This window comes from Streptococcus bouchesdurhonensis (assembly GCF_948472335.1).
Map to the genome: position 1 here is coordinate 35151 of NZ_CAOKTW010000012.1, position 15787 is coordinate 50937.

Below are 15787 nucleotides of genomic sequence, written 5' to 3' on the forward strand. Positions count from 1 at the left end.
TAAGTGATTTTAGGTATTTTCAATGTCATGATTTAAAAATGGGACAAAAGTGGGGCAAAAACCATACAGATTCTAAACTGTATGGTTCTTTTTTTATCTAACCAAGAAAGGTTAAAACTTATTAAAACAAATGCAATCAACTGTTGAAAACTTTTTAGTCCGTGTAATATAAAAACAAGTAAAAAGTTGAACTATAGGGAATATTGTGTCATAATAGGTAATAGATGAATAATTAATAGATTGGAAATAATGCTTTCTTACCTTAACAAGTTGAATTGGTTATACATTTTTTCGTCGCAATTGTGTCTATCTCTCGAGTTTAGCTAGTTTTTATAAGCTCTGGTTTCTAATCAATATAACAAATTTTAGAAGTGCATAAGACAAGATGGTGACATTACTACAGTCATTTCTAGTCACCATATGTTGCTGGCACAGGCTGTTTGTAGTGTTGGCTATTTACTAGTCAGTTTAATCGGAGTGTTTAATTTTTATTGTTGAAAGGTTTTTATATGGCGAATATTCTATCTTTAGGTCTGACAGGTAAGAAATTACTTGCTCAGGGGTTCTTGTTTGTTCTGCTAGGTCTCATCTTGATGGTCACGGGGACTTGGTTGCCAGTAAAGGTTATTCGACTGGTTCTGTTTTTAGCTTGGATAGCAACGGTCTTAGATTTAGTATTACGTATTTTCAAAAAAAGTCAGTCAACGGACACCTTGGGAGTTGCACTGGTTAAATTGTTAGTGCTGGGATATTTGCTTGGCTCCAATCTTGCGACGGATGTGCCGATTTATATTTTGGCTCTTGTGATTGGAGTTTATCAGATTTTTCATGCTAGTATTAACCTTGTCACCTATGTTCTCTACCGCAAAAACAAAATTCGACCTCGTTTTCGTCTCTTACTAGATGGACTCGTACTAGTTTTTCTTGGTGGGACTAGTCTTTTGTCCTCTACAGGAAATTCTGTCTTTCAACTCTTTGTATTAGGGGCTTATTTTTTCCTTTATGGTGTGTCCAATATCCGTGATGGTTTCTTGTTTGAGGAGGAAATTGGGAAAAACCATCTCAAACGTCGCATTAGAATTAGCTTACCTATTGTCCTAGCCGCTCTCATCCCTGCAAGAACTTTAGCAAAAATCAACAAATTCATGCAGGAAAATGCTGATGAGAGAGAGGATATCCATCTTGGAATGGTGAAGTCTGGTAAGACAGCGGAGCTTGAAATTTTTGTTCATACAGCTGAGACCTCTCTGTTTTCGGCAATTGGTCATGTGGATATCTGCTATCAAGGCCGTGTTATTTCTTATGGCAACTATGATCCGTCTTCTGAGACCTTATTTGGCATGGTAGGAGATGGTGTCTTATATTTCTGTGATCGTGACAAGTACATTGACCTATGTAAACGTGAGAGTCAAAAAACGCTTTTTGGTTATGGGATAGATTTGACGCCTGAAATGGAAAAAGCAGTTCAGAAAAAGTTGGCTGAATTGAAACAACTGACGATTCCATGGGAGCCAAGTGCAGATAAAATCATGACAGGTGATGGTAAGGAAGACTACACCTACGCTTATAAAATCAGACATGAGACAGATGGGGAACTTTATAAATTTATCAAATCTAAGTTTAAATCCTACTTTGTCTTATCTACAAACTGTGTGCTCTTGGCTGATACCATAGTCGGTCAGGCTGGCACCGATATCCTCTCACCCAAAGGATTTATCGCTCCAGGAACTTACCAAGCCTACCTTAATCGAGAGTTTGAAAAACCAAATAGTATAGTCGTATCTAAACATGTTTATTAAGGAGAATTTATGAACTTAGTAAAAAAATACACCCCGTTAATACTTTTTATAGGGCTGGTTGCTCTTGTAATTCTGAATGCATCGAGCTTTATATCAGGAGCAATCTCTCTCTTTGATGTAATATCAACCTTGATTTATGGTGCTGTTATTGCTTTTGTGCTTAATGTTCCTATGAAAAAAATTGAACAGTACTTAGTTAAATTGAAGGTAAAGGCAGAGTTGCGTCGTCCGATTGCCATGGTACTTGTTTTCCTAGCTCTTATCTTAATCGTGATTGCTCTTTTGGTTTTGGTGCTGCCAACCCTAGCCCAGACTATTAGTCAGCTGGGAACAGTCCTTTCAACAGTCCTTACTCAACTTGGGAAATTGCTAGGCAGCTCGGAATTTGTAACCAAAGACATGTTGTCAACTATCGTATCAGGCATACAGGGACAATCTAGTTCTATTAGCCAAGCTTTGATAGGTTTTTTATCAGGTCTGACTAGTAATATCGGCAATATTTTTTCAAGTTTGATGAATGCCTTTTTGATTATAGTCTTCACCTTTTTATTTTTATCCAGTAAGGAACATTTGGCAGCGATGACGAGTCGACTTCTAAAAGTTTTTCTTCCAGAGAAGGTGGTGATAAAGTTGACTTACATTGGACAAGTAGCACTAGAGACTTATGACCAATTTTTGATGAGTCAGCTGATTGAAGCAGTTATCATAGGAGTTATGATAGCGGTTGGTTACAGCGTGTTTGGGATACCCTATGGAGTAATGACAGGTATCTTTGCAGGAGTGCTATCGTTCATTCCTTATGTAGGGCCTATGATTGCTTGTGTTGTGGGAGCGATTTTTATCTTCACAGTGAGTCCTACTCAAGCCTTACTTTCTCTTCTTCTATATCAAATCATACAACTGATTGAGGGAAATCTTATCTATCCCAAAGTTGTGGGTCAATCTATTGGCTTACCAGCCCTTTTCACGCTTGCGGCTGCTAGTATCGGAGGGAATCTTTTCGGACTACTTGGAATGATATTCTTTACCCCCGTATTTGCTGTTATCTATCGACTGGTTAAAGAATTTGTCGTTGCAAAGGAAAATCAGGTAGATTAAGAAAAACTAAATTTAATAAGATATACTGAGAAGAGAGTGAGAGATTCTCTTCTCTTTTATTTTTAAATACTTTTCTACAAAAAGCTATTAGACGTTAAAAAAAGCCTTGGTTTCAAGGCTTATTTCTGTTGATTTAGATGTGCCCCCTGCAGGGCTCGAACCTGCGCCCCATAGCTTAAGAGTCTACTGCTCTACCAACTGAGCTAAGGAGGCAACAGAAAAAGCTGAGAATGTAACTTCCCAGCTATTTTAATATGCCCAAAATGGCAGCTAGATTATTTACGAAAGGCATCAAGGATATAGGTGAAACCAACAATTAAAAATGCAAAGGCAACGACATAAACGACAAAGACACTTGTAGCTACTGGATTGAACAAAATCACTAGACCTAGTAAAAATGCAAGCAACGCTATCCACATGATATGGTTGCCAATAATAGGGAAAATCAATCCCAGACGATTGCCTTTAAAGAAAACTATAATGGCTTCTACAATTAACCAAATTCCTAAAATAGTTGGAATGACAACTGGCAGCGTCACAAAGCCATAGGCAACGAGGTAAAGAGCTAAGAGAAGATTAACAATCCCTTGGAAAAGATGAGCTGGTGAGCGAAGCTCTTTTGGTACAGAGAAATAGCCTAAAATAGCTGCTATAGAAGAAACCAGTAAACCAAATGCAATCCACCAGCTGTAAACAACAAGATTAGCTACTGGGTTTGTAAATAGGAAAAGTCCTAAAAGGACAAAAACAACTCCTGCAAGGAATAGCGATAAACGATTAGAAAATTTCATTTCAATACCCCCTATATAGTATAGTATAGTTTGATAATAAAAATATTATACACCTTTTTAGAGGAAATATCAATAAACAAAATGGAAAATTTGGAAGTTTCAGTCTGATTTATGAAAAGAAAATCAGTTTTTATTATTTTGAAAATAAAAAGAGAAGATAAAATTTGTCTTCTCTACATGAAAATATTGTATGGCATCAAAGCAAAAGTAACTGGCTTTACACTATTTGTAAAGATGTAATTTGATTCAAAAAGAAAAGATAGATTTAAAATGTGGGACAAATGATGGGGTAAATCAGTTATAGACAAGCAAAAAAAGCCTTGATTTACAAGGCTTTTTCCTGTTGTATTTAGATGCCCCCTACAGGGATCGAACCTGTGACCCACGGATTAAGAGTCCGCTGCTCTGCCAGCTGAGCTAAGGAGGCAAAGAAAAAAGCTGTATTGGTGCCGAAACTTCACGGTTTGTATTGAACCCGCGCAATTAAGCAGGTGGGCAACTCGCTCTAACTGAAGCTGTTTCCGTGTGAGACGGCCTACATGCTGTTAGAAGACTTTTGTTTCCCTAATAATACAAAAAATAGTCGGTCAACACTTAAGTGTGAAGTCGTACACCACAGCGTTTCTATGTTTATATGATACCACTTTTTCAAAAAAAATCAAGAGGAAAGTGCAATTTTTTGAAAAGGATTTCAGATTTTTCGTAAACGGTCGATAGCTTCCTTTCTTTGAGCCAAAGCTCGTTCATATTTACCAGTATCTTCTGCTTGGAAATAGTGATGATTGCGGATTTTTTCTGGCAGATAGTCTTGCTTGACCCAATTTCCAGGATAGTTGTGTGGATAGAGATAGTCTTGGGCATTCCCCAGTTCCTTGCTTCCACTGTAGTGCCCATCACGCAGGTGTCGCGGAATAGGCAAGTGCCCTGATGTTTTGAGGTCAGCAAGTGCCTTGTCCATAGCCACGTATGCTGAGTTGGATTTTGGAGAAAGGGCCAAATCAATCACGACATTGGCAATGAGGATGCGAGCTTCGGGAAAACCAATCTTTTGGGCAGCATCCAGAGCAGTCACAGTGTGAATCTGGGCTTCAGGATTGGCCAAACCGATATCTTCATAAGCGATAACAGTCAAACGACGAGCGAGACTTGGCAAATCACCAGCCTCAATCAAGCGAGCAGCATAGTGAAGACTGGCATCGACATCCGAACCTCGTATGGACTTTTGCAGGGCTGAGAGTACGTCATAATGTCCATCCCCATCCTTATCCATGGTGATGTAGCTCCGTTGTAGGCTATTTTCCATGACATCAAGGGTGATATGGCGGATGCCCTCGTCATTTTCAGGGGTAGAAAGAACTGCCAAATCCAGTGAGTTGAAGGCAGAACGAAGGTCTCCGTTTGTAGAGGATGCGATGAAATCCATCGCATCCTCATCTAGTTCTACTGGAAAATCAAAACCACGCTCAGGGTTACTTAGAGCTATCTGAAGAGCCTCTTTGACGTCTTGGTTAGACAGAGGTTCCAACTCAAAAATTTGAACACGGCTACGAATGGCAGGAGTGACAGAGAAGAAAGGATTTTCAGTCGTAGCGCCAATCATGATGACCAGTCCACTTTCCAAGAGTGGAAGTAGAAAGTCTTGCTTGGTCTTGTCTAGACGATGAATTTCGTCTAGTAATAGGACGAGACCACCAGAAAATTTAGCCTCTTCCGCGATTTCTTGCAGTCGCTTTTTACTATCAACTGTCGCATTGAAAGTTCGAAAGGCATACTTAGTAGTCCCAGCGATGGCTGAAGCAATACTGGTCTTGCCGATTCCAGGAGGTCCATATAGAATCATGGAGGACAGGCGGTTGGCTTCCACCATGCGACGGATGATTTTTCCTTGTCCGACCAGATGTTCCTGACCGATGACCTGATCGATGGTTTTAGGGCGCATGCGAAGTGCGAGATTGTCTGGCATAGCAGTCCTTTCTAGCGTGGATTTTCTGATGTATATGTGGTAAGATGGTAGTATCTATTTTAGCATATTTCCGAGCAATCGGGGCGATTAAAGAGTCGCATAGAAAGAGGACAAAATGGCAACATATGGATTTTTAGATGTTTTAGAGGAAGAGTTGGAGAAGAATTTTCCCTTTGACTTTGAGATTAGTTGGGACAAGCGCAACCACGCGGTTGAAGTGAGTTTTCTATTGGAAGCGCAAAACGCTACAGGTGTGGAGATGGTGGATGAGGACGGAGAGGTTTCGTCAGATGACATTCTCTTTGAAGAAGCAGTTCTTTTCTACAATCCTGCTAAATCAACAGTCAATGCAGAAGACTATTTGACTGTCATCCCTTACTTGCCTAAAAAAGGATTTTCCCGCGAATTCTTAGCTTATTTTGCGCTATTCCTCAAAGATACTGCCGAGGTTGGACTAGATGCCCTCATGGACTTTTTGGAAGACCCAGAAGCAGATGAATTCGTCATGGAATGGAACCAAGAAGTCTTTGAAGAAGGAAAAGTAGGCTTGGAAGAGGGAGAATTTTATCCTTATCCGAGATATTAGGAGTTGGTTGGAGATTTTATGAAGAAAATTGGGATTTATTTGGTTTATGTGCTAGCTGTTGTCTTTATTATGCTAGCTTTTGCTTGTGGAACCATCGCATTTGCAGAGTTGGGCTATTCTGCATTATTAGTTTTTAGTTTTGGTTATGCTTTTGCTTTTCTAAGCATGTATGTAATCTTGATTCTTCATGAGCTTGGTCATGCATTTTGTGGTTATCTGACAGGCTATCGTCTGGTGGCTTTTGGATTAGGGAACTTTCTTTTAACCAAAAAGTCAGGAAGGCTTCATCTTAGTCGAACAGCAGTTATAAAAAATGTTGGTGCTCAGTATATTGGATTGAAAGAAGATGAAAGCGATCAAAGAATCATCCTGATGCTTTCAGGAGGCTTGATGGTTCATCTCAGCTTGATATTATTGGCGATAGTGTTTGGATTTTTGACAAGAAGCTGGTATTTTGCAGGGACTTGGATTTTTCTTAATTTGTCTTTCTTCCTAAATAACATTTTGCCAGTCGGCATCACCGATGGAGCGAAAATTTGGGAATTGCTACAACACCCTGAAAATACCAAATACGCCTACCTAATGTTGAGGCATTCTGCCCAGACCTTGCTAGCTCCTCAAGAATATGATTTAAAAGACTTTATCATGTCTGTTGATGAGGATGTGAGAGGAAGTTTTGCAGAAAGTGTTCGGACTCTTCAGGGATTGGTATTCATATTGGATGATAATATAGAGCTTGCAAAGCAACAGTTTCAGTCTGTGTTAGAGAAAACAGATAATCCAATGTCTAAAACTAGTTCTCAATTATACCTTCTTCAAGTTGCTCTGATGGAAGGAGATAATAAGAATGCGGAAGAATATGCAAGTATTCGAGGGGTCAAATCCTTTTTATCTATAAAAACAGCAGATATGCAGGTCATTCAAGCTTGGTATCAATTTAAAGTAAAGAAAGATGTAGTTCAAACTCACAAGGCTATGAAGCTTGCTAGACAGAAAATGAATAGCAGCCGGATGTTACGGGATGAGAAAAGCTATTATCAAAACTGGTTAGCCGAGCTGGAAAAGGAATTAACCGAAGGAGTCTAATATGGAACTAGAAATTTCTGATTTCACAGGCTGCAAGATTGCTTTGTTTTGTGGGGATAAGCTCTTGACTATCTTACGCGATGATAAGGCAAGCATTCCCTGGCCCAATATGTGGGAACTGCCCGGTGGTGGACGCGAAGGTAATGAAAGTCCTTTTGAGTGTGCGGCGCGTGAAGTTTATGAAGAGCTGGGAATTCATCTGACTAAAGATTGTCTGCTTTGGAGTAGGGTTTATCCAAGTATGCTTTTTGCAGACAAACAGTCTGTTTTTCTAGTCGGTGAGTTGACACCGGACCAGTTTGACAGTATCGTATTTGGCGACGAAGGACAGGGCTATCAGTTGATGCATGTTGAGGAGTTTCTTAGTTCCAGTCAAGTTGTACCTCAGTTGCAAGAGAGATTAAAAGATTATTTAAAAGTAAGTGATTAGAAAGGATGGTTCGGTTAAATTTCTAAACTGAACCCGCCCTAAACACTGTGCCAAAAAGATAAACTTCTCTTAGACACAAGCGTCTTCAGAGAATTTCCTATTTTGGCTTTGTGTTTTACGGGCTTGGTATCTTAATAATGGAAACATGGCAAGAGTTAAAAGTTACAGTTAAGCGTGAGGGAGAGGAGTTAGTCTCTAATCTCTTGATTGAGCTGGGTGCCCAGGGTGTTGCGATTGAAGACAGTATGGACTATGTGGGCAACGTCAATCGTTTCGGTGAAATTTTCCCTGAGGTCGAGCAGCAAGAAGAAATCGTAGTGACAGCCTATTACCCTGATACGGTTGATGTAGCAACGGTTGAGTCAGATTTGCAGGCTCGTCTAGCAGAATTGACAGATTTTATGGATTTGGGTGAAGTCAAGATGGGGACGACTGCCTTGGCTGAGGAAGACTGGGCAGACAACTGGAAGAAATACTATGAACCTGCTCGCATCACTCATGATTTGACCATCGTGCCGTCGTGGACAGACTATGAGGCGACTGCTGGGGAAAAGATTATCAAGCTGGATCCTGGCATGGCTTTTGGTACGGGGACCCATCCAACCACTAAGATGAGCCTCTTTGCCTTGGAGCAGGTTCTTCGTGGTGGGGAAACAGTGCTAGATGTGGGGACTGGATCAGGCGTCCTCTCTATTGCTAGCTCGCTACTGGGTGCTAAGGAAATTTTCGCCTACGACCTAGATGATGTAGCGGTTCGTGTGGCTCAGGAAAATATTGAGCTCAACCCTGGCATGGAAAACATCCATGTAGCTGCAGGTGATTTGCTTAAGGGGGTTGAGATTGAGGCAGATGTCATTGTGGCTAATATCTTGGCGGATATTCTCATTCATCTGACAGATGATGCTTATCGATTGGTCAAGGATGAAGGCTACCTCATCATGAGTGGGATTATCAAGGACAAGTGGGACATGGTGCGCAAGTCGGCTGAGTCAGCTGGATTTTTCCTCGAAACTCACATGGTTCAAGGGGAATGGAATGCCTGTGTCTTTAAGAAAACCAAGGATATTTCCGGTGTGATTGGAGGCTAGCATGCAGCAGTATTTTGTAAAAGGTAATGCTACCTCGCCAGTCATCATCGAGGATAAGGAAACCAGCAAGCATATGTTTCAGGTAATGCGCTTGAAAGAAGATGATGAGGTTACTTTGGTCTTTGATGATGGAGTCAAGCGTTTGGCGCATGTGCTGGATGTGGAAGCTCGTCAGTTTGAGTTGGTCCAAGAACTAGATGACAATGTGGAACTGCCCGTTCAAGTAACCATCGCATCTGGATTTCCCAAGGGAGACAAGCTGGAGTTTATCACTCAAAAAGTAACCGAACTCGGAGCTAGTCAAATCTGGGCCTTCCCAGCAGACTGGTCAGTTGCCAAGTGGGATGGCAAGAAATTGGGTAAAAAGGTTGAAAAACTAGAAAAAATTGCCCTTGGAGCAGCAGAACAAAGCAAGCGTAATTTGGTCCCAAGTATCAAGCTTTTTGAGAAGAAAGGAGATTTTCTAGCCCAACTTGACCAATTTGACCGCATTGTAGTGGCTTATGAAGAGTCGGCAAAAGAAGGAGAAGCCGCTGCGCTTTTACAAGCAGTTAATGGACTCGAGAAGGGAGCTAAATTGCTCTTTATCTTTGGTCCAGAAGGTGGTCTGTCACCTGCAGAAATCGAAAGTTTTGAAGCTAAGGGAGCAGTCTTGGCAGGTCTTGGTCCTCGTATTTTGCGAGCAGAAACAGCACCGCTTTACGCCTTATCAGCCCTTAGTGTTTTATTAGAATTAGAGAAATAAGAGGAAGAAAATGGAACAAAAACACCGTTCAGAATTTCCAGAGAAGGAACTTTGGGATTTAACAGCCCTATACCAAGACCGTGAGGATTTCTTGCGTGCAATCGAGAAAGCTCGCGAAGACATCAACCAGTTTAGTCGTAATTACAAGGGGAATCTTCATACTTTTGAGGATTTTGAAAAGGCTTTTGCGGAACTGGAGCAAATCTACATTCAGATGAGCCATATTGGTAACTATGGCTTTATGCCTCAGACGACAGACTATAGCAATGACGAATTTGCCAACATTGCCCAAGCTGGGATGGAATTTGAAACAGATGCTAGCGTAGTCTTGACCTTCTTTGACGATGCCTTGGTGGAAGCTGATGAGGAAGTCTTGGATCGTTTGGGTGAATTACCTCATTTGACGGCGGCTATTCGTCAGGCAAAAATCAAAAAAGCCCACTATCTAGGGGCTGATGTGGAGAAGGCCTTGACCAATCTCGGTGAAGTTTTCTACAGTCCACAGGACATTTACACTAAGATGCGAGCTGGGGATTTTGAAATGGCCGACTTTGAAGTCAATGGCAAGACCTACAAAAACAGCTTTGTGACCTATGAGAATTTCTACCAAAACCACGAGGATGCTGAGGTTCGTGAGAAATCTTTCCGTTCCTTCTCAGAAGGTCTTCGTAAGCACCAAAATACGGCTGCAGCAGCCTATCTAGCCCAAGTCAAGTCTGAAAAACTATTGGCAGATATGAAGGGTTACGACTCTGTCTTTGATTACCTTCTGGCTGAGCAAGAAGTGGACCGTGCTATGTTTGATCGTCAGATTGACCTCATCATGAAGGATTTTGCGCCCGTTGCTCAGAGATACCTCAAGCATGTTGCCAAAGTAAATGGTCTTGAAAAGATGACCTTTGCAGATTGGAAATTGGACTTGGATAGCGCCCTAAATCCTCAAGTGACTATTGACGACGCCTATGATTTGGTCATGAAGTCGGTAGAACCTTTGGGGAAAGAATATTGTCAAGAAGTTGCTCGCTATCAAGAAGAGCGCTGGGTGGACTTTGCTGCCAATAGTGGCAAGGATTCTGGCGGTTATGCGGCGGATCCATATCGCGTGCACCCTTATGTCCTCATGAGCTGGACAGGTCGTTTGAGTGATGTCTATACTTTGATTCATGAAATCGGGCATTCTGGTCAATTCATCTTTTCAGATAATCACCAAAGCTACTTTAATGCCCACATGTCGACCTACTATGTTGAAGCACCGTCAACTTTCAATGAGTTGCTTCTCAGTGATTACTTGGAACACCAATCTGACGACCCACGTCAAAAACGCTTCGCTCTTGCTCACCGCTTGACAGACACCTACTTCCATAACTTTATTACCCACCTTTTGGAAGCAGCCTTCCAGCGTAAGGTGTATACATTGATTGAAGAAGGGGAGACCTTTGGAGCAAGCAAACTCAACAGTATTATGAAGGAAGTTTTGACAGATTTCTGGGGAGATGCTATTGAAATTGACGACGATGCGGCTCTGACTTGGATGCGCCAAGCTCACTACTATATGGGCTTGTATAGTTACACTTACTCAGCAGGACTAGTTATCTCGACTGCTGGTTACCTTCATCTAAAAAATTCAGAAACTGGAGCTGAAGACTGGCTCAAACTTCTCAAATCAGGTGGTAGCAAGACACCGCTTGAGTCAGCTATGATTATCGGAGCAGATATTTCAACAGACAAACCACTCCGTGATACAATCCAATTCTTGTCAGACACAGTTGATCAGATCATCGCCTACAGTGCCCAGTTGGGAGAGTAAATTAAAAGAGTCTGGGATAAAAGTCTAACCTTAAATATAAAAAACGAACAAAACGAGTTATCTGACACTCAGAATTCTGTCTTGTTCGCTTTTTTCTAATCTATTAATTTAAAAATTTAGAATAAAGAATTCCTAAAATCAAAATTTTTTGTCCTGGCCTCTTAAATTATCCCCAAAAGCTATCTTCTTCAGCTTGATCTGAAGAGAAGAGCCAAACTTCTTTGATTTTTCCGTCTTCAATGCGGAAGAGGTCAATCCCGTTCATATTGAGTTCAGTACCATCAGCACGTGTTCCAAGAAAAGTAACATTGGCTGCGATTAAATCCTTATTGTCAGAAACCCAATTTGTTATCACCTTAAAGGTTCCACTAGTTTTCTCAGCAAATGTAGCCAGGTGAGTTCCTAGCTTGTCCTTACCACCAACTGAACCAGATATACTATGAGTACCAGGTTGATGCCAGATAATATCGTCTGCCATCGTTTCAAAGACACTGGGAAAGTCACCAGCAATTAAAGCTTGGTTATAAGCATTGAAAATTTCTAAGTTTGTTGACATATATATTCTCCATTTCTTTTTTATGATATAATTGTAACAGTTACAAACAAAAAAACAAGTAGATACTTTTTCGATAGCTAGTATCAAAAGTAGTACTATTATTGATACTAAAAGATAAATTTTTTTTAAAAAATAGAAAGAGGATATTTTATGACAAATAAAGTGAGTGAGTATGGTATTTGTCCATTTGCGACAACGCAGAGGGTTTTAACGGGGAAATGGGCACTGGTAATCATTTATCAGTTGAGTACGGGTACTAAACGATTTAAAGAATTGCAAAGATTATTGCCTGGGATTACTCAAACTATTTTGACCCGTCATCTCCGTCAATTAGAAAAGGATAAGATTGTTCAACGAAAGGTCTATGCCGAAGTTCCACCACGAGTTGAGTACAGCTTAACTGAAATGGGGCAGGAATTTAGAGTTGTTTTAGATGCTGTAGAGAAATGGGGTCTAGATTATATCAAGTTGCTAGAAATGTAGAGGTATTGACCATGTATCAAGAGTTACTTAGAAAAATAGCAGAAGAAAAACCAAGTTATCATGAGGAAGAAATCCAGTGGTTGCTTGATCATTTGGGAGATCCTTCTCCAGAAATTCGCGATGACCTTGTTTTTACAAGCTTTGCTAGAGGGATTCAGGAAGAGCTATTTACACAGGAACAATTTTATTTCATTGCTGAGGTGGTCTCAGCTGATGGAGGACTAGATAAAGAGATTGATAAGGTAGGTCTGCCAACACTTGAACGTTCTTTTAGGGCACTTGTTTATGCAAACCTCTTGTTTGCGGATGCCAACCAGCAATCGGTTTTTTATCAGGGATTAAAAGCAGGAATTCGTAATGTCCTTTTAAATCAAGGTTTGTATTATCTTTCAAAAGAAAAGGATACAACGGGTTTTTCAAGTCAGTATGGTTGGGTTCATGCCTTTGCACATGGAGCCGATTTACTGACAGAGGTGGTTTGTCATCCAGACTTTCCTATAGACAGAATTCATGAAGTATTTGACATACTTGGCCAACTATTTAAAAGAATTACCATTCGCTTTACAGATGATGAGGATTGGCGTTTAGCAAGAGTGATCTATGAACCTATTTTACAAGGGAAGTTGGAGCAAGAGCAAGTAGCTTCTTGGATAAAAGCTGTTGACTTTCCGATAGAAGAAAGGGAAGATTTTTATAAATTTTCCAACTTCAGATCCTGTCTGTTGGAAGTCTATGTCCAACTTGACCAGAGAAATAGTTTACAAGATGACTTGAAAGAAGCCATCCAGTCTTTTCAATACTAGGGATAAGCTAATATTATTTATTGAAAGAGTTTCTATTGTATCCTCCTAACTAATAATGAAAACTAATAAAAGAGGTTAAATCATTTTCCAACCTCTTTTCTTGTATCTTAATGGAATTGCATACCACCATCAACGATAATGGTTTGTCCTGTAATGTAGTTTGAATCTGGCCCTGCAAGGAAGCTGACAGCAGCAGCCACATCTTCTGGTTCAGATAGACGTTTTAGGGTAATATCTTTTGCAAATGTCTGCATACCCCACTCGTCATCTTTTCCTGCATTTTTACCAACTTCATGAGCGATATCGTACATCATTGGTGTTTTCACAATACCTGGTGCGTAGGCGTTAACAGTGATGCCTGAGTCTGCTAAATCACGTGCTAATGTTTGCGTAATTCCACGAACAGCAAATTTTGTTCCACCGTAAACAGTTAGATTTGGATTACCGACTACACCAGCTTGAGAGGTTGCGTTGATAATTTTACCTCCGTGGCCAAGTGCTTTAAATTGCGCTTGTGCAGCTTGTGAACCCCAAATGACACCACCAACGTTGATACCGAAAGTGCGTGTAAATTGTTCCTCAGTAATTGTATCAAGAGGAGTAGTTGGAGCAACACCAGCGTTATTTACGACAACATTCAAATCACCAAAATGGTCAACAACTTTTTGAAATGCTTGGGCAACTTCTGCCTGTTTCGAAACATCAGCTACGACAGCAAAGGCATTTTCAGCTGATAATTCGGCAACAGCCTTTTCGGCTGTTTCGGGATTGTAGTCTAAGACTCCTACCTTAAAGCCATCTTGAACCAATCGTTTCGCAATTGCAAAACCGATTCCTTGACCTGCACCTGTGACAATAGCAACTTTAGACATATGATTCCTCCTTGGTATTCACGATACCATTCAAACGTTCATAAAAGAACAGCAAAGTTGTAAAAATTAGTTCCAATTAGGGAATAAATAACTCATTAGAACTATATTGACATTATATACCTTTGAAAAAAATGTTTCAAATAAAAACTACCGTCTTTACAGGATTCTAGCCTGAAAATTTCCAATCAATTTTCTTGAAACCCTTTCCTTCTTTTGATAGACTAGTATCTAGTTTTTGAAAAAAGGAGAAAGAAAATGAAAAAATTTGTCGCTGAGTTAATCGGTACTTTCATGCTTGTGTTCATCGGAACAGGAGCTGTTGTTTTTGGAAATGGTCTTGATGGCCTTGGTCACCTTGGAATCGCCTTTGCCTTCGGTTTGGCCATTGTGGTTGCTGCTTACTCAATCGGAACTGTTTCAGGTGCTCATTTGAACCCAGCTGTTTCGATCGCTATGTTTGTAAACAAACGTTTGTCATCAAAAGACCTTGTCAATTACATCCTTGGACAAGTTGTTGGAGCTTTCATCGCTTCTGGCGCTGTCTTTTTCCTCTTGGCGAACTCAGGTATGTCAACTGCTAGCCTTGGTGAAAATGCCTTGGCAAACGGGGTTACTGTCTTTGGTGGATTCTTGTTTGAAGTGATCGCAACTTTCTTGTTTGTCTTGGTTATCATGACCGTGACTTCAGAAAGCAAGGGAAATGGAGCGATTGCTGGTTTGGTAATCGGTTTGTCATTGATGGCGATGATTCTTGTGGGCTTGAACATTACTGGACTTTCAGTAAACCCAGCTCGTAGCTTGGCACCAGCTGTTTTGGTAGGTGGCACAGCCCTTCAACAAGTTTGGATTTTCATCCTTGCGCCAATCGTTGGTGGAGTTTTTGCAGCCCTCGTTGCGAAAAACTTCCTTGGAACAGAAGAATAATTGAAACTCAAAAAGCCTTGCTCCTCAGCTTGAGGAACAGGGCTTTTTCGTATGATACTCTTCGAAAATTTTTTCAAACCACGTCAGCTTCACCTTGCCGTATGTATGGTTACTAACTTCGTCAGTTTCATCCACAACCTCAAAACAGTGTTTTGAGCTGACTTCGTCAGTTTCATCTACAACCTCAAAGCAGTGCTTTGAGCAACCTGCGGCTAATCTCCTAGTTTGCTCTTTGATTCTCAATGAGTCTGAGTTTAACGGTTGTCAATTTTTTCTGGATAAATGTCGTGTTGGAAGAGGCGTTGTTCTGCCAAGCCTTCATACTTAGTTCCAGGTTTACCGTAGTTGTAGTAGGGGTCGATTGAAATGCCACCGCGCGGAGTGAATTTTCCCCAGACTTCTAAATAGCGAGGGCCTAGCAAGTTGACCAAGTCTTTCCCAATGGTGTTGATACAGTTTTCGTGGAAATCTCCGTGGTTTCGGTAGCTAAAGAGGTAGAGTTTGAGGGATTTTGACTCAACACAGAGCTTATCAGGGATGTAGGAAATATAGATAGTTGCAAAGTCTGGCTGAGCAGTGATTGGGCAAAGTGAGGTAAATTCAGGACAGTTAAATTTGATGAAATAGTCATTTTCCACATGACGATTGTCAAAGGATTCGAGGACTTCTGGTTGATATTCGAAAATGTAGTTGGTTTCTTTGTTGCCTAGTAGGCTTAGGTTTTTCATTTCTTCTTGTTGTGACATGATTTTTTCT

The 15787-nt window shown here is 40.7% G+C and carries 17 protein-coding genes and 2 tRNA genes; 11 read left to right on the plus strand and 8 right to left on the minus strand.

The genetic code is table 11. The features are described 5' to 3' along the window. Nucleotides 1-509: 509 nt before the first annotated feature. Together QMQ21_RS16540 and QMQ21_RS16545 are read left to right on the plus strand one after the other, a co-directional pair. On the plus strand, nucleotides 510-1799 hold the full coding sequence (locus tag QMQ21_RS16540; RefSeq protein ID WP_261060117.1) for a DUF308 domain-containing protein: 1290 nt from the start codon (nucleotides 510-512) through the stop codon (nucleotides 1797-1799). Nucleotides 1800-1808: 9 nt separating this feature from the next. Then, nucleotides 1809-2897, plus strand: a complete 1089-nt coding sequence (locus tag QMQ21_RS16545) for an AI-2E family transporter (protein WP_001055016.1) — start codon at nucleotides 1809-1811, stop codon at nucleotides 2895-2897. Nucleotides 2898-3037: 140 nt separating this feature from the next. Here the strand turns inward: QMQ21_RS16545 and QMQ21_RS16550 are convergent. The 4 genes from QMQ21_RS16550 to QMQ21_RS16565 all read right to left on the minus strand — a co-directional run bounded on the left by QMQ21_RS16550 (nucleotide 3038) and on the right by QMQ21_RS16565 (nucleotide 5651). Beyond that, nucleotides 3038-3110, minus strand: a tRNA-Lys gene (locus tag QMQ21_RS16550). A gap of 62 nt (nucleotides 3111-3172) precedes the next feature. Next, on the minus strand, nucleotides 3173-3688 hold the full coding sequence (locus QMQ21_RS16555) for a DUF308 domain-containing protein (RefSeq protein WP_084926221.1): 516 nt from the start codon (nucleotides 3686-3688) through the stop codon (nucleotides 3173-3175). A gap of 354 nt (nucleotides 3689-4042) precedes the next feature. Continuing rightward, nucleotides 4043-4115 (minus strand) — tRNA-Lys (locus tag QMQ21_RS16560). Nucleotides 4116-4379: 264 nt separating this feature from the next. Further along, a complete protein-coding gene (locus QMQ21_RS16565; protein ID WP_261056803.1) occupies nucleotides 4380-5651 on the minus strand; it encodes a replication-associated recombination protein A in 1272 nt (423 codons plus the stop codon). A 115-nt stretch (nucleotides 5652-5766) separates the two neighbouring features. Between QMQ21_RS16565 and QMQ21_RS16570 the strand changes: the two genes are divergently transcribed. From QMQ21_RS16570 to pepF, 6 genes are all read left to right on the plus strand, one after another. Continuing rightward, nucleotides 5767-6237, plus strand: a complete 471-nt coding sequence (locus tag QMQ21_RS16570; protein WP_261056802.1) for a DUF3013 family protein — start codon at nucleotides 5767-5769, stop codon at nucleotides 6235-6237. An 18-nt stretch (nucleotides 6238-6255) separates the two neighbouring features. Next, on the plus strand, nucleotides 6256-7323 hold the full coding sequence (locus tag QMQ21_RS16575) for a M50 family metallopeptidase (protein ID WP_261056801.1): 1068 nt from the start codon (nucleotides 6256-6258) through the stop codon (nucleotides 7321-7323). A gap of 1 nt (nucleotide 7324) precedes the next feature. After that, nucleotides 7325-7753: an NUDIX hydrolase gene (locus QMQ21_RS16580; RefSeq protein WP_261056800.1), complete on the plus strand. Its 429-nt coding sequence runs from the start codon at nucleotides 7325-7327 to the stop codon at nucleotides 7751-7753. 137 nt (nucleotides 7754-7890) lie between these two features. Next, the gene (gene prmA / locus QMQ21_RS16585; protein WP_000451175.1) at nucleotides 7891-8841 is read left to right on the plus strand and encodes a 50S ribosomal protein L11 methyltransferase; all 951 of its coding nucleotides are present in this window, start codon (nucleotides 7891-7893) and stop codon (nucleotides 8839-8841) included. A 1-nt stretch (nucleotide 8842) separates the two neighbouring features. Further along, on the plus strand, nucleotides 8843-9586 hold the full coding sequence (locus QMQ21_RS16590) for a 16S rRNA (uracil(1498)-N(3))-methyltransferase (protein WP_001188174.1): 744 nt from the start codon (nucleotides 8843-8845) through the stop codon (nucleotides 9584-9586). 10 nt (nucleotides 9587-9596) lie between these two features. After that, nucleotides 9597-11393, plus strand: a complete 1797-nt coding sequence (gene pepF / locus QMQ21_RS16595) for an oligoendopeptidase F (protein ID WP_000435590.1) — start codon at nucleotides 9597-9599, stop codon at nucleotides 11391-11393. A 166-nt stretch (nucleotides 11394-11559) separates the two neighbouring features. Here the strand turns inward: pepF and QMQ21_RS16600 are convergent, their stop codons facing one another. After that, complete coding sequence (locus QMQ21_RS16600) at nucleotides 11560-11949, minus strand: nuclear transport factor 2 family protein (protein ID WP_000106207.1); 390 nt, start codon at nucleotides 11947-11949, stop codon at nucleotides 11560-11562. Nucleotides 11950-12099: 150 nt separating this feature from the next. On the opposite strand from QMQ21_RS16600, the gene QMQ21_RS16605 reads away from it, so the two are divergent. Together QMQ21_RS16605 and QMQ21_RS16610 are read left to right on the plus strand one after the other, a co-directional pair. Beyond that, complete coding sequence (locus tag QMQ21_RS16605; protein WP_000182730.1) at nucleotides 12100-12432, plus strand: winged helix-turn-helix transcriptional regulator; 333 nt, start codon at nucleotides 12100-12102, stop codon at nucleotides 12430-12432. Between the two features lie 11 nt (nucleotides 12433-12443). Further along, nucleotides 12444-13235 carry a DUF2785 domain-containing protein gene (locus tag QMQ21_RS16610; RefSeq protein WP_284525500.1) on the plus strand — a complete coding sequence of 264 codons (792 nt, stop codon included), beginning with the start codon at nucleotides 12444-12446 and terminating at the stop codon, nucleotides 13233-13235. Nucleotides 13236-13342: 107 nt separating this feature from the next. On the opposite strand, the gene QMQ21_RS16615 is transcribed toward QMQ21_RS16610, so the two are convergent. Further along, entirely contained in the window at nucleotides 13343-14107 is a 765-nt protein-coding gene (locus tag QMQ21_RS16615; RefSeq protein ID WP_000048147.1) for a (S)-acetoin forming diacetyl reductase, read from the minus strand. A 255-nt stretch (nucleotides 14108-14362) separates the two neighbouring features. Here QMQ21_RS16615 and QMQ21_RS16620 point away from each other — a divergent pair, with 255 nt between their 5' ends. After that, nucleotides 14363-15031 (plus strand): MIP/aquaporin family protein, encoded by a 669-nt coding sequence (locus QMQ21_RS16620; protein WP_247933079.1) that lies wholly within the window; start codon nucleotides 14363-14365, stop codon nucleotides 15029-15031. Between the two features lie 24 nt (nucleotides 15032-15055). On the opposite strand, the gene QMQ21_RS16625 is transcribed toward QMQ21_RS16620, so the two are convergent. Further along, on the minus strand, nucleotides 15056-15274 hold the full coding sequence (locus QMQ21_RS16625) for a hypothetical protein (RefSeq protein ID WP_084928242.1): 219 nt from the start codon (nucleotides 15272-15274) through the stop codon (nucleotides 15056-15058). A gap of 11 nt (nucleotides 15275-15285) precedes the next feature. Next, nucleotides 15286-15777 (minus strand): preQ(1) synthase, encoded by a 492-nt coding sequence (gene queF, locus QMQ21_RS16630; protein ID WP_192855417.1) that lies wholly within the window; start codon nucleotides 15775-15777, stop codon nucleotides 15286-15288. Nucleotides 15778-15787: the final 10 nt, after the last annotated feature.